At 64.3% G+C, this 18,684-nt stretch carries 16 protein-coding genes; 9 read left to right on the top strand and 7 right to left on the bottom strand.

Annotation, left to right across the window (positions count from 1 at the left end; translation table 11 throughout):
- Nucleotides 1-23 precede the first annotated feature (23 nt).
- Nucleotides 24-746: a FadR/GntR family transcriptional regulator gene (locus tag EPN80_RS12015; RefSeq protein ID WP_293027242.1), complete on the bottom strand. Its 723-nt coding sequence runs from the start codon at nt 744-746 to the stop codon at nt 24-26.
- 226 nt (nt 747-972) lie between these two features.
- On the opposite strand from EPN80_RS12015, the gene EPN80_RS12010 reads away from it, so the two are divergent.
- From EPN80_RS12010 to glcF, 3 genes are read left to right on the top strand one after another with little or no spacing between them, the layout of a single operon-like run.
- Nucleotides 973-2,472 carry an FAD-linked oxidase C-terminal domain-containing protein gene (locus EPN80_RS12010; RefSeq protein ID WP_293027240.1) on the top strand — a complete coding sequence of 500 codons (1,500 nt, stop codon included), beginning with the start codon at nt 973-975 and terminating at the stop codon, nt 2,470-2,472.
- Complete coding sequence (glcE, locus tag EPN80_RS12005; RefSeq protein ID WP_293027237.1) at nt 2,472-3,608, top strand: glycolate oxidase subunit GlcE; 1,137 nt, start codon at nt 2,472-2,474, stop codon at nt 3,606-3,608. Before EPN80_RS12010 ends, glcE begins: the two co-directional genes overlap by 1 nt.
- A 7-nt stretch (nt 3,609-3,615) precedes the next feature.
- Nucleotides 3,616-4,836, top strand: coding sequence for a glycolate oxidase subunit GlcF (gene glcF / locus EPN80_RS12000; RefSeq protein ID WP_293027234.1), 1,221 nt, complete (start codon nt 3,616-3,618; stop codon nt 4,834-4,836).
- A 74-nt stretch (nt 4,837-4,910) separates the two neighbouring features.
- On the opposite strand, the gene ppa is transcribed toward glcF, so the two are convergent.
- Nucleotides 4,911-5,438 carry an inorganic diphosphatase gene (gene ppa, locus EPN80_RS11995; RefSeq protein ID WP_293027231.1) on the bottom strand — a complete coding sequence of 176 codons (528 nt, stop codon included), beginning with the start codon at nt 5,436-5,438 and terminating at the stop codon, nt 4,911-4,913.
- A 199-nt stretch (nt 5,439-5,637) separates the two neighbouring features.
- On the opposite strand from ppa, the gene EPN80_RS11990 reads away from it, so the two are divergent.
- From EPN80_RS11990 to EPN80_RS11980, 3 genes are all read left to right on the top strand, one after another.
- Entirely contained in the window at nt 5,638-7,077 is a 1,440-nt protein-coding gene (locus EPN80_RS11990; protein ID WP_293027228.1) for an aldehyde dehydrogenase family protein, read from the top strand.
- 58 nt (nt 7,078-7,135) lie between these two features.
- Complete coding sequence (locus tag EPN80_RS11985; RefSeq protein ID WP_293027226.1) at nt 7,136-7,894, top strand: SDR family oxidoreductase; 759 nt, start codon at nt 7,136-7,138, stop codon at nt 7,892-7,894.
- Nucleotides 7,895-7,985: 91 nt separating this feature from the next.
- A complete protein-coding gene (locus tag EPN80_RS11980; protein ID WP_293027223.1) occupies nt 7,986-9,302 on the top strand; it encodes an MFS transporter in 1,317 nt (438 codons plus the stop codon).
- A gap of 144 nt (nt 9,303-9,446) precedes the next feature.
- On the opposite strand, the gene EPN80_RS11975 is transcribed toward EPN80_RS11980, so the two are convergent.
- Genes EPN80_RS11975 through hemC form a run of 4 tightly spaced genes read right to left on the bottom strand, consistent with a single transcriptional unit; the run spans nt 9,447 to nt 13,501 of the window.
- Nucleotides 9,447-10,619, bottom strand: coding sequence for a heme biosynthesis HemY N-terminal domain-containing protein (locus EPN80_RS11975; RefSeq protein ID WP_293027220.1), 1,173 nt, complete (start codon nt 10,617-10,619; stop codon nt 9,447-9,449).
- Nucleotides 10,620-10,630: 11 nt separating this feature from the next.
- A complete protein-coding gene (locus EPN80_RS11970; RefSeq protein WP_293027218.1) occupies nt 10,631-11,710 on the bottom strand; it encodes a uroporphyrinogen-III C-methyltransferase in 1,080 nt (359 codons plus the stop codon).
- Nucleotides 11,697-12,548, bottom strand: a complete 852-nt coding sequence (locus EPN80_RS11965; RefSeq protein WP_293027216.1) for a uroporphyrinogen-III synthase — start codon at nt 12,546-12,548, stop codon at nt 11,697-11,699. The genes EPN80_RS11970 and EPN80_RS11965 overlap by 14 nt, the downstream gene beginning before the upstream one ends.
- Nucleotides 12,545-13,501 carry a hydroxymethylbilane synthase gene (gene hemC, locus EPN80_RS11960; RefSeq protein WP_293027214.1) on the bottom strand — a complete coding sequence of 319 codons (957 nt, stop codon included), beginning with the start codon at nt 13,499-13,501 and terminating at the stop codon, nt 12,545-12,547. The genes EPN80_RS11965 and hemC overlap by 4 nt, the downstream gene beginning before the upstream one ends.
- A gap of 164 nt (nt 13,502-13,665) precedes the next feature.
- Between hemC and ppc the strand changes: the two genes are divergently transcribed.
- A complete protein-coding gene (ppc, locus tag EPN80_RS11955) occupies nt 13,666-16,512 on the top strand; it encodes a phosphoenolpyruvate carboxylase (RefSeq protein ID WP_293027211.1) in 2,847 nt (948 codons plus the stop codon).
- Nucleotides 16,513-16,583: 71 nt separating this feature from the next.
- Here ppc and EPN80_RS11950 read toward each other — a convergent pair whose 3' ends face one another.
- The gene (locus EPN80_RS11950; RefSeq protein ID WP_293027208.1) at nt 16,584-17,159 is read right to left on the bottom strand and encodes a ferritin-like domain-containing protein; all 576 of its coding nucleotides are present in this window, start codon (nt 17,157-17,159) and stop codon (nt 16,584-16,586) included.
- A 208-nt stretch (nt 17,160-17,367) separates the two neighbouring features.
- Here EPN80_RS11950 and EPN80_RS11945 point away from each other — a divergent pair, with 208 nt between their 5' ends.
- Nucleotides 17,368-17,946, top strand: coding sequence for a sigma-70 family RNA polymerase sigma factor (locus EPN80_RS11945; protein ID WP_293027205.1), 579 nt, complete (start codon nt 17,368-17,370; stop codon nt 17,944-17,946).
- A gap of 1 nt (nt 17,947) precedes the next feature.
- Complete coding sequence (locus EPN80_RS11940) at nt 17,948-18,682, top strand: anti-sigma factor (protein WP_293027202.1); 735 nt, start codon at nt 17,948-17,950, stop codon at nt 18,680-18,682.
- Nucleotides 18,683-18,684 lie beyond the last annotated feature (2 nt).

Raw genomic sequence — 18,684 nt, 5'->3', positions numbered from 1 at the left:
GCGCCCCAAGCGGTGCAAGCTCCTCAGGCGACGTTCTTCTTGATGAAAGTCAGATGCGTGAGCACGGCCTGCTGCGCGGCTTCCGGATCGTGGGCGGCGATCGCCTCGTAGATAGTGCGGTGCTGTCCCACCAAGTGCGCAAGATCGACGTCGCGCACGTCGAAGTGTTCATAGGTTTTCTCGATCGAGTGCTGAATCAGGTTGAAAATCGCCTGCATCGTGTGGATCAGCACCACGTTGTGGGTCGCCCTGGCGACTTCCAGATGAAAACGCGCATCGAGCTCGGGTAGCGAAGACGCCGCGCTGGCGCCGGAGGGCTCCCGGTAGGTCTGCTCCAGCGAGTCGATCACGGCAGCCAGATGTTTCAGATCGGTACGGTTGGCGCGCAATGCAGCCAATCGCACCGCCATCGACTCCAGGCACTCGCGCAGTTCAAAGATGTCGTTGACGGTCTTGGATTGGCGAGCCATTAATTGTGCCAGCGGCTCGGCCAGAATCGGTCCGGTAGCGTTCGCCACGACGTAACCGCCAGTTGCGCGCTCGTTGATCAAGCCGCGCGAGGCAAGTTTGAGCAGCGCCTCGCGCAACGATGGCCGCGACACCCCGAGTTGCTGAGCCAGATCTCGCTCCGATGGCAGCGTCTCCCCCGATTCCAGGGTGCCTTCGGCAATCATTTTTTCCAATTGGTCATAGACCGCGTCGGAGAGGCGGTAGCGCGGCGGAGGTGTAACGGGGGCGAACGACATGGCTGATGCGGCAAAAAGCGGAAAAGCTCTAACGATACCGGATATCGTGATGCGATGACCAGCGCGGCAAGCTCATCAGGGTTATTACCACCCCAGCATGCTGCTGCATTGCGCTAGAATTCAATGACTGGTCTACTGGTCGACCAGTAGACCAAAAATCCATAACGCATGCTGCCACCGCCCCGCCGCGGCCTGCAGCGTTGCACTGAGCCCATCGAGGGAAGCCATGAATCTTTCCGAGCCCGCCGCCCTGGCCGAAGCGCCTGACGCGCCCGACCGGCAGGCATTTCTCGCCGCGCTGACGCGGCTTGAGCCCGGTTGCCGCGTGCTGACCCGGCGCGAGGACATCACCCCCTATGAGTGCGACGGCCTGGCCGCCTACCGCAACCTGCCGCTCGCGGTCGTGCAGCCCGAAAACGAAGCGCAGGCGGCCGAGGTCTTGCGGCTGTGCCATCAGCATGGCGTGCCGGTGGTTCCGCGCGGCGCCGGCACCGGCTTGTCCGGCGGCGCGATGCCGATCACCGACGGCATCGTACTATCGCTCGCCCGTCTGAAGAAAATTCTCAATATCGATCCCTACGCTCGTACCGCCACACTCCAGCCCGGCGTGCGCAATCTGCATATTTCAGAGGCCGCCGCACCTTACGGACTGTATTACGCGCCCGACCCGTCGTCGCAAATCGCCTGCACCATTGGTGGCAACGTGGCGGAAAATTCGGGCGGCGTGCATTGCCTCAAATATGGCCTGACGGTGCATAACGTGCTGCGCGTGCGAGCACTGACAATGACCGGCGAGGTGGTCGAATTCGGTTCGCTGGCGCTCGACTCGCCCGGCCTCGATCTGCTCGCGGTCATGATCGGCAGCGAGGGCATGTTCGCCGTGGTCACCGAAGTCACCGTCCGGCTGATCCCGAAACCGCAAGCCGCGCAGGTCATCATGGCCAGTTTCGACAATGTCGAAAAAGGCGGCGATGCGGTCGCCGCCATCGTCGCCGCCGGCATCATTCCGGCCGGACTCGAAATGATGGATCGCGGCGCCACGCGGGCGGTCGAAGACTTTGTCCATGCCGGCTACGACCTGGAGGCGGCGGCGATCCTGCTGTGCGAATCGGACGGCACGCCTGAAGAAGTGCAGGAAGAGATCGCCCGCATGAGCGCCGTGCTGTCGTCGTGCGGCGCCACGCGCATTCAGGTCTCGAAAAACGAAAACGAGCGCTTGCGGTTCTGGTCCGGGCGGAAAAACGCCTTTCCCGCCGCCGGCCGCGTCTCGCCCGACTATTATTGTATGGACGGCACGATTCCGCGCCGCCGCATCGGCAAGCTGCTCACGCGCATCGAACAGATGGAGCAGCAATACGGATTGCGCTGCCTGAACGTGTTTCACGCCGGCGACGGCAATATGCATCCGCTGATTCTGTTCAACGGCAACGATCCTGACGAATGGCACCGCGCCGAAACCTTCGGCGCCGACATTCTCGAGGCGTGCGTCGAACTTGGCGGCACAGTCACCGGCGAGCATGGCGTCGGTATCGAGAAGATCAATTCGATGTGCGTGCAGTTCTCGCCAGAGGAGCGCGACACCTTTTTCGCCATCAAGCACGCCTTCGATCCCGATCGTCTGCTGAACCCGGATAAGGCGATTCCCACGCGCGCGCGCTGCGCCGAATACGGCAAATTGCATGTGCGCGGCGGACAACTGCCTCATCCCGATATTCCGAGATTCTGATGTCTGTGACCGATAACACCACTGCATCCACGCCGGCGTCGCCCGCCGAGGCGGCCAGCGATGCCCTGCTGGCCGAATTTCGCGCCCGCATTCTCGATGCCAGTGCCAAGCGCATGCCGCTGCGACTGCGCGGCGGCGGGACCAAGGATTGGTATGGCGAGACGCCGCGCGGCGAGGTGCTCGATGTCAGCGGGTATCGCGGCATCGTCGCTTACGATCCGGCCGAACTCGTCATCACCGCGCGCTGCGGCACGCCGCTGCGCGAGATCGAGGCGGCACTGGCTGAAAAAAATCAAATGCTGCCATTCGAGCCGCCCCATTTCGGCGAGCAGGCGACTTTCGGCGGCTGCATTGCCGCCGGACTCGCCGGGCCGCGCCGTCCCTATACTGGCGCGCCCCGCGATTTCGTGCTGGGTGTGGCGCTGATGAACGGACGCGGCGAGGTGCTGCAGTTTGGCGGCGAAGTCATGAAGAATGTGGCCGGCTATGACGCCGCACGACTCATGGCCGGCGCGCTGGGCACCCTCGGCTTGTTGCTGACGGTGTCGATCAAAGTGCTGCCGCGCCCCACCAGTGAGCTCACGCTGCAGTTCGAATTGGATCAGCAAGCGGCCCTGCATCAACTCAACGAATGGGCCGCGCGCCCGCTGCCGGTCAGCGCCAGCGCATGGCAAGACGGACAACTGACGCTGCGCCTGTCCGGCGCGCAAGCAGCCGTCGAAGCCGCCCGCGCAACGCTGGGCGGCACGCCGCTCGAAGCGGGCGAAGCCGAGCGCTGGTGGGCGGCGCTGCGCGAGCAAACCGCGCCCTTTTTCGCGGCGCGTGCCGATGCCAGGCCGCTGTGGCGACTCAGCGTGCCGAGCGTCGCCCCCGCGCTGACGCTGCCCGGCCCGCAGTTGATCGAGTGGAGCGGTGCGCAGCGCTGGCACATCGGCGGCGAGACTGAAGCGATACGCTCGGCCGCGCGTCAAGTGGGCGGTCATGCGACCTGCTTTCGCGGCCCGCGCGACCAGCCCAATGCGCCAGCGGTGTTCACGACGCTGCCCGCGCCATTGATGGGCATTCACCGGCGCCTCAAAGAGGCCTTCGATCCGGCTGGGATTTTCAACCCGGGTCGGCTTTACCCCGACTTCTGAGTCCAAGATGCAGACCAACCTCGCTGATTTTCTGCGCGACACGCCCGACGGCGAAGAGGCAGACGCCATTCTGCGCAAATGCGTGCATTGCGGTTTTTGTACCGCCACCTGCCCAACCTATCAGTTGCTGGGCGACGAACTCGATGGGCCGCGCGGACGTATTTACCTGATCAAGCAAATGGCCGAAGGCGCTCCGGTATCGCGTCTGACGCAAACCCACCTGGACCGTTGCCTGACCTGTCGCAACTGCGAGTCGACGTGTCCGTCGGGCGTGCAGTACGGGCGACTGGTCGACATCGGGCGCCGCTACGTCGACCGCCAGGTGCAGCGGCCGCTGGGCGAGCGCGCCATGCGCTACGTATTGGCCAATGTCGTGCCCAATCGCAGACTCTTCGGCGCCTTGTTCGAAGTCGGGCGGCGCGTGCGGCTGGCGCTGCCGGCCGCCTTGCGTCATAAGATTCCGCCGCGTCACGACGTCGGCGCCTGGCCGACTCGCACGCACGCGCGCAAGATGCTGATGCTCGCCGGCTGCGTGCAGCCGGCCATGATGCCATCGGTCAACACTGCTACCGCGCGCGTGCTCGACGCGCTCGGCATCGAAACCGTGGTGGCCGGCGAAGCCGGTTGCTGTGGCGCGATCCGCCTGCATCTGGGTCTCGAGGCCGACGGTCTGGACGACGTGCGCCGCAATATCGACGCCTGGTGGCCGCACGTCGAGAGCGGGGCCGAGGCCATCGTCATGAACGCCTCCGGGTGCGGGGCCACCGTCAAGGAATATGGCCACTTGCTGCGCAACGACCCGGCCTATGCGAGCAAGGCGCAACGCATCTCCGCGCTGACGCGCGATCTTGCAGAGATCCTGCCGGATTTCACCGATCAGCTGATCACCCTGGCCGGCCGCGCCGACGCGCCACGCGTGGCGTTTCACTCTCCATGCACGCTGCAGCACGGCCAGCAAATACGCGGCAAGGTCGAGGCGCTGCTGCGCGGACTCGGCATCGATGTTGCGCTGCCGGCCGACAGTCACCTGTGCTGCGGCTCGGCAGGGACCTATTCGATCTTGCAGCCAGCGTTATCCAAGCAGTTGCGCGACCAGAAGCTCGCCAGTCTTCACGCGACCCAGGCCGAGGAAATCGTCTCGGCCAATATCGGGTGCCTGTGCCATCTGCAAAGCGGCACTTCGACGCCGGTGCGGCACTGGGTCGAACTCATCGCACAACGCCTGTAGCGCCTCGTGCATATCCGGGCGAAAAAAAACCTCCGTGAACCGGAGGTTTTTTGTTGCCATTCGGGCGAGTGCGCTTATTTTTTGTAATTCGCCACGCCGTCGGTGATTTCCTTGTGGGCTTCGTCAATGCCGGCCCAACCCTCCACCTTGACCCATTTGCCCTTTTCCAGCGCCTTGTAATGCTCGAAGAAATGCTTGATCTGGTCTTTCAGGTTTTGCGGCACGTCGTCGAGCGACTTGATGTGCGCCGTCATCGGGCAGACCTTGTCCACCGGCACCACGACCAGCTTGGCGTCCTGGCCGGATTCATCGGTCATTTTCAGCATGCCCACGGCCCGGCAACGCACCAGCGCGCCGGCCAGCAGCGGGAATGGCGTGATAACCAGCGCGTCGACCGGATCGCCGTCGCCGGACAGCGTTTGCGGGATGAAGCCGTAATTGGCCGGATAGCGCATGCCGGTGCCGATGAAACGGTCGACCACGAGCATGCCGGTTTCCTTGTCAGCCTCATATTTCACCGGATCGCTTTGCGCTGCGATCTCGATGATGACATTGAAATCGTTCGGAATATCCTTGCCGGGCGGCACGTTGTTGAAGCTCATGATCGACTCTCTTGCGAAGTGATGGGAAGTGTCGGGGCGCGCTGCCCTCTCAGCCGGAGATTATAGCGGTTTTGCGTTATCGGACCGTTGCGGCAGGCGCACGGACCGCCGCTTGCGGCCGATGCGCCATTGCCGCGCACATCAGGCTACACTGTTGCTGTTAATGAAGATGTGAACCTATTTTCACTGCGAGGTGACAATGCAGGAAGCTCATCATTTCATCGGCAACCGGTGGGTCGCGCCGGCACTGGAGCAGACGATCCCGGTACTCGACCCGTCCGACGGCCAGCCCTTTTCCGTGCTGGCCCGCGGTAGCGCCGCCGACATCGATGCGGCAGTGCAGGCCGCCCGGGCGGCCTGCGAGACGGCCTGGGGAAACAGCAGCGCGGCCGAACGAGGCCGCGTCCTGTTCCGGCTCGCGGCGTTGCTGGCCGAACAGCAAGAAGCGCTGGCCCACATTGAAGCGCGCGACACCGGCAAGCCGCTCAAGCAGGCACGCGCAGACGCCGCGGCAGTGGTGCGCTATTTCGAGTTCTACGCGGGCGCCGCCGACAAGCTGCACGGCCAGACAATCCCCTATCAGACCGGCTATACGGTGCTTACCGTGCGCGAGCCGCACGGCGTGACCGGCCACATCATTCCCTGGAATTACCCGCTGCAGATCTTCGGACGCAGCGTCGGCGCGGCGCTTGCCGCCGGCAACGCATGCGTGGTCAAACCCGCCGAAGACGCCTGCCTGTCGCTGCTCAAGCTCGCCGAACTGGCGCGGCAGGCCGGTTTGCCCGACGGGGCGCTGAACATCGTCACCGGCTATGGTCATGAAGCGGGCGCGGCGCTCGCCCGGCACCCCGGCATCGACCACATTTCATTTACCGGCTCGCCGCAAACCGGCAAGCTGGTCACGCAAATGGCCGCGGAGAACCATGTCCCGGTCACGCTGGAGCTGGGCGGCAAATCGCCTCAGATCGTGTTTGCCGACGCCGACATGGACGCGGTACTGCCGGTAGTCGTCAACGCGATCGTGCAAAACGCCGGCCAGACCTGCTCGGCTGGCAGCCGGCTGCTGGTCGAACGCAGCGCCTACGAGCCCCTGCTGGACCGGCTGGGCCAGGCATTCGAGGCACTGCGGGTCGGCCCGGCGATGCTGGATCTCGATTGCGGGCCGTTGATCAGCGCCAGGCAGCAGCAACGCGTCTGGGATTTTCTCTCGGACGCCCAGCACGATGGCATCGCCATGCTCGCGCACGGTCAGGTCGTGGCCGAGGCACCCGAGGCTGGCTTCTATCAGGCGCCCACGCTGTTGCGCGACGTGCCCGCCTCCCACCGCCTGGCGCGCGAGGAGGTATTCGGCCCGGTGCTCGCCGCGATGCCGTTCGAGCACGAAGCCGACGCCCTGCAATTGGCCAATGGCACGCCGTTCGGGCTGGTTGCCGGTATCTGGACGCGCGACGGCGCGCGTCAGCTGCGGCTGGCGCGGCGCCTGCGCTCGGGCCAGGTGTTCATCAATAATTACGGCGCCGGCGGCGGCGTCGAATTGCCATTCGGCGGCGTCAAACACTCGGGGCACGGCCGCGAGAAGGGTTTCGAGGCGCTCTACGGGTTCACCACCCTCAAAACGATTGCCATCCGCCATGATTGACGTGCCGTGAGCAGCGGCTGGCAGCGCATCATCCAACCATCACAACAAGGAGACAACTATGCGTTTAGCAGGCAAGACGGCCATCGTCACCGGCGCCGGATCCGGGTTCGGTGAGGGTATCGCCGCGACCTTCGCGCGCGAGGGCGCCAACATAATCGTCAACGACCTCAACCGGGAAGGCGGGCAACGCGTGGCCGACGCCATCAACGCGGCCGGCGGCAAGGCGGTCTTCGTCCATGGCGACGTCTCGCAAAGCGCCGACACCCGGGGATTGCTCGACGCCGCGCTAAGCCATTTCAGCCGGCTCGACATCGTCGTCAACAATGCCGGCACCACACATCGCAACAAGCCGCTGCTCGAGATCACCGAAGCGGAGTTCGACCGCGTCTACGCGGTCAACGTCAAAAGCATTTTCTGGAGCGCGCAGCACATGGTGCCGTACTTTCGCCAGCAGGGCGGGGGCTGCATCATCAATGTCGCCTCCACCGCCGGCGTGCGGCCGCGCCCCGGCCTGGTCTGGTACAACGGCAGCAAGGGCGCGGTCATCATCGCCAGCAAGGCGATGGCCGCGGAATTGGGACCCGACCAGATCCGTGTGAACTGCGTCAACCCGGTGATCGGCGAAACCGGTTTGATGACCGAATTCATGGGCATGCCCGACACGCCCGAGAATCGCAAGAAGTTCCTTGCCGGCATTCCGCTGGGCCGTTTTTCGAAGCCGCAGGACGTCGCCAACGCCTGTCTGTACCTGGCCTCGGACGAGGCGGAATTCATCACCGGTGTTTGCCTGGAAGTCGACGGCGGCCGCTGCATTTAAGACGCACCTTTTCGCCGGTCACGCGCCCCGGCTCGCAAAATCACAAAACTCGGCGCGTATTTGACAAACGTTCATCCAACGAGGAGGTCAGATGGAATCCGTCACATCACAGCCGGACGCCGCCACAAGCGGCAAACCTTCGGCATTCGAAGTGGCAACCTACCGCAAGGTAGGCTGGCGGCTGATACCGCTGTTGCTGATTTGTTACGTGGTGTCATACCTGGATCGCGTCAACGTCGGTTTCGCGAAACTGCAGATGGTCAACGACCTGAAGTTCAGCGAGACGATCTACGGCCTGGGCGCAGGCATTTTCTTTTTCGGCTATTTCCTGTTCGAAGTCCCCAGCAACATTATTCTGCACAAGGTCGGCGCGCGCGTCTGGATCGCTCGCATCATGGTCACCTGGGGGATCGTCTCGGGCGCCACGATGTTCGTGACCACCCCCGAGACGTTCTACGTGATGCGCTTTCTGCTCGGCTTGGCCGAGGCGGGCTTCTTTCCGGGCATCATCCTGTACCTGACTTACTGGTATCCGTCCGCCCGGCGCGGCCGCATGACTGCCTGGTTCATGACCGCCGTGGCGTTGTCAGGCTTCGTCGGCGGCCCGCTCTCCGGCTGGATCCTGAAGGATGTCAGTGGCCTGTACGGATTGGCCGGCTGGCAATGGCTGTTCCTGCTCGAGGCGCTACCGTCGGTGGTGATCGGCGTGGTGGTGTTCTTCTATCTGGACGACCGGATTCAGTCGGCCAAGTGGCTCAGCGATGAGGAAAAGGCGCTGCTGGTGCGCAACATCGACACCGATGCGATCGGCAAGCACGACCTGCCGCTCTCACGAGTGTTCGGCAACGCGCGCCTCTGGGTCATGAGCCTGATCTATTTCTCATTCGTGATCGGCCTGTATGGCGTCAGTTTCTGGCTGCCGACGATCATCAAGAGCACCGGGGTCAAGGATCCGCTGACGATCGGCCTGCTGACGGCGATTCCGTTCGGATTCGCGGTGATTGCCATGCTCGTGATCGGCTGGCGTTCGGACGTCAAGCGCGAGCGTCGCTGGCACGTGGCGATCCCTGCGCTCATCGCTGCCGCCGGCCTGTTCCTCAGCACCGTCTGGAGCCACAACACCCAACTGGCGATGCTCGCGCTGACCTTCGCCACGATGGGCATCATGGCCGTGCTGCCGCTGTTCTGGAGCCTGCCGACGGCTATCCTGGGAGGCACCGCAGCCGCCGCCGGGATCGCCATGATCAATTCGCTGGGCAACCTGGCCGGCTTCTTCGGCCCCTACCTGGTCGGCTTCCTCAAGGATACGACGCACAGTACCAACAGCGGCATCTATGTGCTGGCGGCGTTCATGGTGTTGGGCGCCCTGCTGGTTCTTTCAATGCCGGCGCGTCTGGTCGACAAATAAGCGTTGAGCGCGCGGCGGCGCCACGAGTTTGGTCCGCCGCCCACGAAGATTGAATGAAGAGGCCGGGCAAACTGAATTGCCCGGCCTCTTGTCTTTGTCTTTGATGCGTACAGCAAGGCGCGGATCGCGCCTGCGCCTCCAGAGCTATGCCTGCGCGGCGGCCCGATAGTGGCGAGCCGCTGCCTCGTTCTGCTCGAGTCCTTCGAACAACTGCGCCAACGCCAGGTGTAATCTGGCACGCAATGCGTCGTCTTGCGCGTGGCGCAGGCCCGCTTCCAGAAATGTCTGGGCCTTGCCCCACAGGCGCTGGTGCTGGCACAGTTTGCCCAGCGCAAAAAGCAGGTCCGGGTCGTTCGGATGACGATCCCGCCACTGCTCGGCCTGCTGGATCAGCGGCAATGCATCGCTGCCCGCGCAATCGGCATAACGCCGCAGCAGGCGCGCATCCCAATGCTCGGCCAGCGCCGCCTCGACGACCTCGCGCGCCTCGCGCGAACGATCCAGCCCGATCAGCAGTTCAGCGGCCAGGTCGGCAGTGCGAGACGACTGGCGGGCCTCGACCGGCAATCCTTTCCAGCAGGCCAGCAACGCGTCGGCATCATGGCGATGATCGCGCAACAATCCCTCGCTGGCGGTCTGCTTCAGCTTGGCCGCCAGCGCCGGATGCAGGGCCTCGCGCTTGTCGAGGACCTTGAGCAGCGCGAGCACTTCCTTCCAATGCTTGAGATGCTGATGCGCGCGTAGCGCCACCAGTTGGGCCGGGATGCGCCGCGCGCCTTGCGAGCGCATTTCCGCCAGGGCTTGCAAAGCTCCCTCGGCATCGCGCGCATCGACCCGCAATTCCGCGGTCGACAGCAGGCGCGCCTCTTCGAGATCAGCTCCCTGGGCATCGGCCAGCCAGGTGTCGCGGCGCTCGAATTCGCGCATCCGATGCGCTGCCCGAGCGCCGATGAGCGAAGCAACGCCGCGATTATCCTGCTGCGCGGCAGCCTCGCGCGCGGCTTTTTCAGCTCGCGTGAAACGGCCGGCGAAAAGATACGCCATCGCGTTGCGCAAGGCGATATTGGCTTTGCGACTGCGCTGGCGATCGCGATACGCGGCTACACGGCCGGGCATTTTCCAAAGATTGCGCAGCAGACGGATCACCACGTATAGCGCCAGGAAAAGCAGCGCCAGCGCCAACACGAACAGGTTGAGCGAAACATCGACGCGGTACGGCGGCATCAGCAGCACCACCTGGCCGTGATTGAACGTCGCCAGGATCGCGACGCCCGCCGCGACGGCAAATAAGATGATTAACCAGAACAGTCCTCGCATGCCGCTCCCGCTCAGTTCTTGACTTTGACTTGGGCGATGGCACTCAGGCTGCCCGCCAAGGTCGGCAATTCGACCGCATTGGCCCCGCTATCGACCTGCGTAAGCAGGGCCTGCACGGCTTGCGTGCGCTGCGACTTCACATCGAAATATTTACTCAGCGCAGTTTGCGCCACGCGCAAGTTGGCATGCAAGTCTTTCTGGTCTCGCGCCAGCAATGCAAGGCGGGCATTGAGCAAGCGCAATTTGAGGTTGGCGCGCAGCCAGGCGCCCTGCGACGGCGAGACCAGCATCTCGTCGGGCTGGTCGAGACGACGCACTTGAATCAATTGTTTGAGGCTGGCGCCCAATTGGTCGACCAGTTGATGCCACCATTGCCGCCACTGGCTCAATGTCGCGGCCGGCGCCTGAGCCGGCCCGGCGTTGCCGGCCGGCGCGACGTATTCGGCCTGCAGCGGCAGGCTGTCGATTTGCGCAATGGCCTGGTCGAGCTTGCCGGCCAGTTGGGGAATGTCCTGCGCAGGGACCGTCTTCAGGCGTGCGATGTCTTTCTCGAGCGCCGCGCGCACAGTGGCCAGCGAGGTGCCGGTGCCGGCCAGGCGCGCATCGGCCCCCTCGAGCGCCAGCAACGCGCCATGCACATCGCCCGTGAGCTGCAGTTGCTGATTCGCGCTCGAGACGATCTGCTCGGTTTCGGCCAGCACCCACGCATCGCGATTGCGCGACAGATCCTGGTAGAGCTGCTGCAGCGCGGCCTGCTGGCCACTGTCATTGGCCACCCGGGTGTCGAGCGCGGTCAACCGGCTCTGCACGTCGCGCAGCGTGTCGAGCGCCTGCTCCGTTTTTAGTTTGGCCTGCAAGATATCCGAATCGGCAACTTGCTGGCGCTTGGACATCGCCTGTTCGACCCGACCGATCTTCTGATTGAGCGACCATCCGCCGAGCGCCGCACCCGCGGCGACCAGCACGAGCAGCAGCCATGGCAGCATGGCGGCGCCGCGCCGCCTGGGCGCCGGAGCGTCGAAGGACGGAGATGAAGGGGCGGCGGCAGGCGCGGCCTGGGTCGGATTGGAAGCTTGATTATCGGTCGGCATGCTTTGCAAGGTAGGGGTTCGCCCACGATTTTAGCGCCTGCAGAAGATTGCGATCGCCGGCGCCGCACAGCGTAATCCTACCAAACCCGGCGGCCCGTGCGGTTTTTGCGATGCGCTCGTGCGACGTGAAGCAATCGGCCCGATGCAGTCGGACCCGTTCGGCTGCGTCGAAATGCGCTCGGGTCAACGCGTCCAGATTGCCCACAGCCTCGGAGCTGGTCAGCGTAAGCGAGATTGGACGGCCGCTGGCAAGCCGCGTGTCGAGCGCGCGCCAGAGGGTGCCGGGCGGCGTTGGGCATCGCCTGACATAGGCACTGACGACGTCGACCAGGGCTCCCGCCTCACGCAGCCGGTCGAGCAGCAAATCGCGACCGCCGTCGCCGCGCACCAGCAACACGCGCCGTCCAGCGAATCGCGCGAGCGGCAAAACCGTGAGCAGCGTGTCCGAATCGAACCGCGCGTTCGGCCCCGCTGGCGGCTGGAACACCTCTACATCGGGCGCGGCGATACCGAAATCGGCCAATGCACCAGCGCTTCCCGGGCCGACGACGGCCGCAGCCACGTGCCCCGGCCACGGGCATGGCAGCTTCTCGAGGGCGTGCCGCACTGCATTGGGCGACACGAAGCAAACCAATGCGTAATGCGGCAGATTGGCCAGCGCGGCGCGCAGCGGCATATCGTCGGGCACCGGCAGAATCTCGAGAAGCGGGAATTCGAGCGGCTCGATGCCGTATTCAGCCAATTGCCCAGCCAGCCATGCCGACTGCCCGGCCGGACGCGTGAGCACCGCCACGGGGCTGTGCGCACCGGGCGGCGGGCGTATCGGCGCCGTGCTCACATCGCGCCGCCGGCTTGCTGCACCAGCGCCAGCGCGCCATCGTCGATCAGGCGCTGCGCGACACGCTGGCCGAGCGCTTCGGCATCCGCGACAGCCAATACGGGCGCAATGGCCTCAGCCTGCAGCGTTCTGCTGCCATCGATGGCAGCCACGAAAGCGCGCAAATGCAGCGACTGCCCGTTGTCGCGGCAGGCAAACGCCGCGAGCGGAATTTGGCAACTGCCGCCGAGCGCGCGCGACACGGCCCGCTCGGCACTGACCGCCAGCGCGGTTGGCTCGTCGTGCAACGGTGCAAGCCACTGCTGTAGCGCGAGCCGGTCGCTGCGGATTTCGATGCCCAGCGCGCCCTGCCCGGCCGCCGGCAGGCTGTCTTCCGGTGGCAGTATCGCGCGAATCCGCTCGGCCAGTCCGAGCCGCTTGAGCCCGGCTGCGGCAAGAATGATGGCGTCATAGTCGCCGCGATCGAGCTTGCCCAGGCGAGTATCCAGATTGCCGCGCAAGGGCTTGACCTGCAAATGCGGGAAACGCACACGCAGGCTCATCTCGCGGCGCAGGCTAGAGGTGCCGACCACTGCGCCGGGCGGCAATTCGGCCAACGCCGCATAGCGCGGCGAGACCAGCGCATCGTACGGATCCTCGCGCGCAAGAATCGCGCCCAGGCAAAACCCCTCAGGCAGCTGCATCGGCACATCCTTGAGCGAATGCACCGCCAGATCCGCCCGCCCGTCCTGCAATGCGACTTCGAGCTCCTTGACGAAAAGCCCCTTGCCGCCGACCTTGGCCAGCGTTCGATCGAGGATCTGGTCGCCACGGGTAGTCATGCCGAGAATTGTGATTTCACAATCCGGATATAATTTTTGCAGCGTGGAACGTACGTGCTCGGCTTGCCACATCGCCAGGCGGCTTTCGCGTGAGGCAATCACAAGGGTTTGAGGGGCAGCGGGAAAATTCATCGACATCGCGTGGGTATCAGGAAGTTGTTGCTCGATCGGGCCGCACTCGTGACGGGCCGGGCGCCTTGGGCGCCGGCAATTTGGGGGCGCGGCGCCGAACGGTCAAAATCGTTCTGCAATTTCTTATAAGAGAAAATGGTATCACGCATCACCAAGGAAACAGCATGGACAGCAGCGCACCGGCAGGAGACACGAAACAGCGCGCGACGCGGCGCACACGCGAAGACAAGGACGCCCCGCTCAAGGAAGACATTCGCTTATTGGGACGCCTGCTAGGCGATGTGCTGCGCGAACAACAGGGCGACGCGATCTTCGAGCTGGTCGAGAGAATCCGCCAGAAGGCCGTGCGCTTTCATCGCGAGGACGACCGAGCGGCCGCCGAGGCGCTCGACGCGATTCTCAATGGCCTGACGCCCGAGCAAACCATGGCGGTGGTGCGTGCCTTCAGCTATTTTTCGCACCTGGCCAACATTGCCGAGGACCGCCATCACAACCGGCGCCGCCGCGTCCACGCACTTGCGGGTTCTCGTCCGCAAGCCGGCAGCCTCGCGCACGCGCTGGCCACCTGGAGTGCCAGCCAGCCCGGCGGCAATCAGGCGCTGCAGGCGTTTTTTGCCAGCGCCCTGATCGTCCCGGTCCTGACCGCGCACCCGACCGAGGTGCAGCGCAAGAGCATTCTCGATGCGGAGCGCGATATCGCACGGCTGCTGGCGGAGCTCGATCAGCCACTCACCACGCGCGAACGCTCTCACCATCTCAGCCTGATGCGCGCCAAGGTCACCTCGCTGTGGCAAACCCGCATGCTGCGCGGCGCGCGCCTGACCGTGGCCGACGAAATCGAAAACGCGCTCTCTTACTACCGCACGACTTTCCTGAGCGAAATCCCGGCGCTGTACGGCGATGTCGAGGAACTGCTCAAGCAGTCGGCCCCCGATATCCCGGCCTCCACCCTGGCGCCGTTCCTGCAAATGGGCAGCTGGATCGGTGGAGACCGGGATGGCAACCCGAACGTGACCGCTCCGACCCTGCAATTGGCGATCACGCGGCAGGCCACTGAAATTTTCAATTACTACCTGGACCAGGTTCACGCGCTGGGCGCCGAACTGTCGGTATCGAATTTGCTGGCCGGCGCCAGCGATGCGCTCAAAATGCTGGCCGAGCGCTCGCCGGACGATTCGCCGCATCGCGCCGACGAGCCATATCGGCGTGCGCTCATCGGCATCTACGCACGCCTGGCCGCGACGGCCCACGAGCTGCTCGGCTACCAGACGCCGCGCGTGGCAGTCGGCCCGGCGCCGGCCTATGCCGACGCGCGAGAATTCGCCAGCGATTTGCAGACCATCGTGGCGTCCTTGACCAGTCAGCATGGCACCGCGCTCATCGCGCCGCGCCTGGGGCCGTTGGTACGGGCGGTCGAGGTGTTCGGCTTTCACCTGGCAAGCATAGATCTGCGCCAGAGTTCCGACGTGCATGAGGCCGTCATTGCCGAGTTACTGGCCAAGGCCGGCGTAGAGAAAGATTACGCCAACCTGTCCGAGGCCGATAAACTTGCCCTGCTGCTGCGCGAGCTCGAACAACCGCGCCCGCTCTTCTCTCCGTATATCGAATATTCGCAGCGGACGCGTGGCGAGCTGGCGGTATTCGAGGCCGCACGAGAGATTCGCACCCGGTTTGGCGGGCGGGCCGTGCGCAATTACATCATTTCGCATACCGAGACAGTCAGCGATTTGATGGAAGTCATGCTGCTGCAAAAGGAAACCGGGCTGTGGCATGGACAACTCGGCAGCACCACGCATCCGGCTGCGATGGATCTGATGGTGATCCCGCTGTTCGAGACCATCGCCGACTTGCGCAATGCCGCCGACATCATGCGCGCCTTGCTCGAGTTGCCGGGCTTTTCGGCCATCGTCGCGCACCAGGGCGGCGAACAGGAGGTGATGCTCGGTTACTCCGACAGCAACAAGGACGGCGGCTTCCTGACGTCGAATTGGGAGCTCTACAAGGCCGAGCTGGCGCTCGTGAACCTGTTCCGCGAGAAGCACATTCGCCTGCGGCTGTTCCATGGCCGCGGCGGCACGGTCGGACGCGGCGGCGGCCCGACCTATCAAGCCATCCTGGCCCAGCCGCCGGGTACCGTCAACGGCCACATCCGGCTGACCGAGCAAGGCGAGGTCATCGCCAGCAAGTTCGCCAACCCGGAAATCGGCCGGCGCAATCTCGAGACCATCGTCGCGGCCACGCTCGAAGCCACGCTGCTGCCCAACCGAAATCAGCCGGCGCGACTGGCCACCTTCGAAAAAGTCATGCAGACCTTGTCCGACGAGGCATTCGCGGCTTACCGCGCGCTGGTCTACGAAACACCCGGCTTCAAGGATTATTTTTTCGCTGCTACGCCGATCGCCGAGATTGCCGAGCTCAATATCGGCTCACGCCCGGCCTCGCGCAAATTCAACGATCCGAACCATCGTCGCATCGAAGACCTGCGTGCGATTCCGTGGGGTTTCTCGTGGGGCCAGTGCCGCTTGCTGCTGACCGGCTGGTTTGGCTTCGGCAGCGCCGTGCAAGCTTACCTGGATGCCGGCAAGGATGAATCCGAACGCGCCAGGCGCCTGTCCGTATTGCAGCAGATGTACAAGCGCTGGCCGTTCTTCGCCAACCTGTTGTCCAATATGGACATGGTGCTGGCCAAGACTGACCTGGCGGTCGCCTCCCGTTACGCCGAGCTCGTACCGGATACCGAATTGCGCACCATGGTTTTCAGCCGGATCGTGCACGAATGGGAAAGCACTGCGCACGCGCTGTCGCTGATTACCGGACAGGCGCAACGGCTGGCCGACAATCCGCTGCTGGCACGCTCGATCAAGAATCGTTTCCCGTACCTGGACCCGCTCAATCACCTGCAGGTCGAACTGCTGCGGAGGCATCGCTCGGGCACCAGCGACGAGCGCGTGCGACGCGGCATCCACCTGACCATCAACGGCATTGCCGCCGGCCTGCGCAACACAGGTTAAAACGCATGGCAGCCGGGCGTGCGCACCGATCTGCCGGCGCACGCCCGGTCCGTCCTCGCCAGATAACCGACTCAGCCGATGAAGGCGGCCGGCACCGGATCCTGGCCCAACGCATTAAGCAGGATCGCCCAATGCATGGTTTCGTCGCCCAGAATGCTGGCGGCCGCCTTGGACAAGTCCTTGTCGTGGAAAACCGGAACGGCGCCCAAATACGCGCTGGCGGCGCCCTTCTCCAGGCCCGCGGCGAACTGCAGCACATCGGCCTGCGTCTTGAGTTTTTCCACTGGGAAATGATAGTCGGCAACTTTCATGGCTTCCACCGGTGACCCGCCCATCTTGTGGATCAACCCGGCGAGCGCCTGCGCATGCGCCTTATGCTGCCCCTGGAATTTGACCGCCACGTCCAGCACCGGCTTTTGGAGCAAGCCGCTTTGCGCGCCCACCTGATAGGCGGCTATTGCCTGGTATTCGAGCGCCAGCGCGGTATTCAGGATCGAAACATCGTTTTCTGGGCTCTTGGACATTGTCGCCCCCCAGGCACCGCCACTGCGGCCGAGCGTCACCGCCGCCATCGTGCCCAATGTGATCAGCCCCTGAGTCCGCATGAAACCGCGCCGGCCTTCTTTTTCCAGTTTTTTGTCTTGCATGGCAACCTCCATTGCGTTGAGACGCGCCAATAAAACCCGGTCAGGCTGACTTGGCCGCGAGCGGCCGGACCTCGGCCCGGGGTTTGTTAGCACCGATAAGGGAGCACCTCCCTGCCTCATATACGCAAGGACTCGCCGAGTGGATGCAAGCCGTGCCCTCGCTCGACAAATTCCGCTAAGATAGCGGCATCTATTTCGGGTGACATGCGTGCCAATTCCTACGACAACCGACACGTCCGAGGCCGACAGCAGCCGCCTGCTGAAGCTCATCGAGCAAGTGGCCCGGCAGGACGCCGACGCGCTACACGCTCTCTACGATTTGACCGCCGCGAAACTATTTGGGCTTGCGCTGCGTATATTGATCAAGCGCGAGTGGGCCGAGGAAGTGCTGCAAGAGAGCTATATCAACATATGGCGCTTTGCGAAGGATTACCGCCCCGGCCTGTCGGCTCCGATGACGTGGATGAGCACGATCGTACGCCATCGCGCGCTCGATTATTTGCGTCGCGTCGGTGACCATGAAACGGAATGGAATGACACTTTGGACAATCTTCTGCCGAGCTTCGAGCCCGATCCCGCCGAACGTGCGCTGCTGAGCCAGGGTGCGGTGCGGCTGGGCCACTGCCTCGACGGACTGGAAGTCGCGCAGCGCCAGGCGATCGCGCTGGCCTATCTGCGCGAGCTGCCGCACCAGGATGTGGCGCAGATCATGCAAACGCCGCTGGGTACTGTCAAATCGTGGATCCGGCGCGGTCTGGCCAAACTCAAAACCTGTCTGGAGGGCTGAGATGAATCCTGCCCACTATCCGGATCTGCTCGATCGCCTGGCCGCCGAATACGCGCTGGGCACACTGCGCGGGGGCGCGCGGCGGCGGCTCGAGACGCTGGCGCAGCGCGACCAAACTGTGCGGCGCGCATTGCTGGACTGGCAGGATCGCCTCGCGGCCTTGCCCGAACTGATACCCGCGCATGCACCGGGCGCCCACGTCTGGCACGGCGTGCGCAAGCAACTCGCCCTGGAGGGCGCGCTGCCGGGCACGGGCGAGCCCAAGGCACACACAGCGACCACCGTGCCGCTCTGGTCGCGCCTCGATTTCTGGCGCAAATGGGCGCTTGCCGCCTCGTTTGCGACCGTGGTCGCCGTGGTGTTTGCCGTGCGCACTTTGCTGCCCGGTCTGTCTCCCATGCCAGCTCCCCGATACGTCGCCGTGCTCAACGACAATCAGGCACATGCCGGCATGCTGGTGAGCTGGAATCCAACCCAGCGCACGCTGGTGCTCGAGCGGCTGGCCAATTATCCGCTCAAGCCGAATCAAAGCCTGCAGTTGTGGGGCCTGCCGAGTGGTGGTCGGCCGCATTCGCTTGGCGTCCTGCCCGAGCAGGGCCCGCTGGTGCTGCGCCTGGCGCAGGCGCCGCAATTCCCGGCGTTGGCCATCAGCGTCGAGCCGCTGGGCGGGTCGCCCGATCCGAATGGCCCGACTGGCCCGGTGATTTATCATGGCGCGGTGCTCCCCGCCACCTAACG

Source organism: Pandoraea sp. (assembly GCF_004297875.1).
Classification (GTDB): Bacteria; Pseudomonadota; Gammaproteobacteria; order Burkholderiales; family Burkholderiaceae; genus Pandoraea.
The sequence above is the reverse complement of the archived record's forward strand: the minus strand, read 5'-3'. Positions and strand labels throughout refer to the sequence as shown.

What these genes read in the sequence shown, in the direction of transcription:
- ppc (WP_293027211.1), top strand. Translation starts at nt 13,666, where the DNA reads ATGGACAGCAGCGCACCGGCAGGAGACACGAAACAGCGCGCGACGCGG.
- glcE (WP_293027237.1), top strand. Translation starts at nt 2,472, where the DNA reads ATGTCTGTGACCGATAACACCACTGCATCCACGCCGGCGTCGCCCGCC.
- EPN80_RS11940 (WP_293027202.1), top strand. Translation starts at nt 17,948, where the DNA reads ATGAATCCTGCCCACTATCCGGATCTGCTCGATCGCCTGGCCGCCGAA.
- hemC (WP_293027214.1), bottom strand. Translation starts at nt 13,501, where the DNA reads ATGAATTTTCCCGCTGCCCCTCAAACCCTTGTGATTGCCTCACGCGAA.
- EPN80_RS11980 (WP_293027223.1), top strand. Translation starts at nt 7,986, where the DNA reads ATGGAATCCGTCACATCACAGCCGGACGCCGCCACAAGCGGCAAACCT.
- EPN80_RS11985 (WP_293027226.1), top strand. Translation starts at nt 7,136, where the DNA reads ATGCGTTTAGCAGGCAAGACGGCCATCGTCACCGGCGCCGGATCCGGG.
- ppa (WP_293027231.1), bottom strand. Translation starts at nt 5,438, where the DNA reads ATGAGCTTCAACAACGTGCCGCCCGGCAAGGATATTCCGAACGATTTC.
- EPN80_RS11970 (WP_293027218.1), bottom strand. Translation starts at nt 11,710, where the DNA reads ATGCCGACCGATAATCAAGCTTCCAATCCGACCCAGGCCGCGCCTGCC.
- EPN80_RS11950 (WP_293027208.1), bottom strand. Translation starts at nt 17,159, where the DNA reads ATGCAAGACAAAAAACTGGAAAAAGAAGGCCGGCGCGGTTTCATGCGG.
- EPN80_RS11990 (WP_293027228.1), top strand. Translation starts at nt 5,638, where the DNA reads ATGCAGGAAGCTCATCATTTCATCGGCAACCGGTGGGTCGCGCCGGCA.
- EPN80_RS12015 (WP_293027242.1), bottom strand. Translation starts at nt 746, where the DNA reads ATGTCGTTCGCCCCCGTTACACCTCCGCCGCGCTACCGCCTCTCCGAC.
- EPN80_RS11975 (WP_293027220.1), bottom strand. Translation starts at nt 10,619, where the DNA reads ATGCGAGGACTGTTCTGGTTAATCATCTTATTTGCCGTCGCGGCGGGC.
- glcF (WP_293027234.1), top strand. Translation starts at nt 3,616, where the DNA reads ATGCAGACCAACCTCGCTGATTTTCTGCGCGACACGCCCGACGGCGAA.
- EPN80_RS12010 (WP_293027240.1), top strand. Translation starts at nt 973, where the DNA reads ATGAATCTTTCCGAGCCCGCCGCCCTGGCCGAAGCGCCTGACGCGCCC.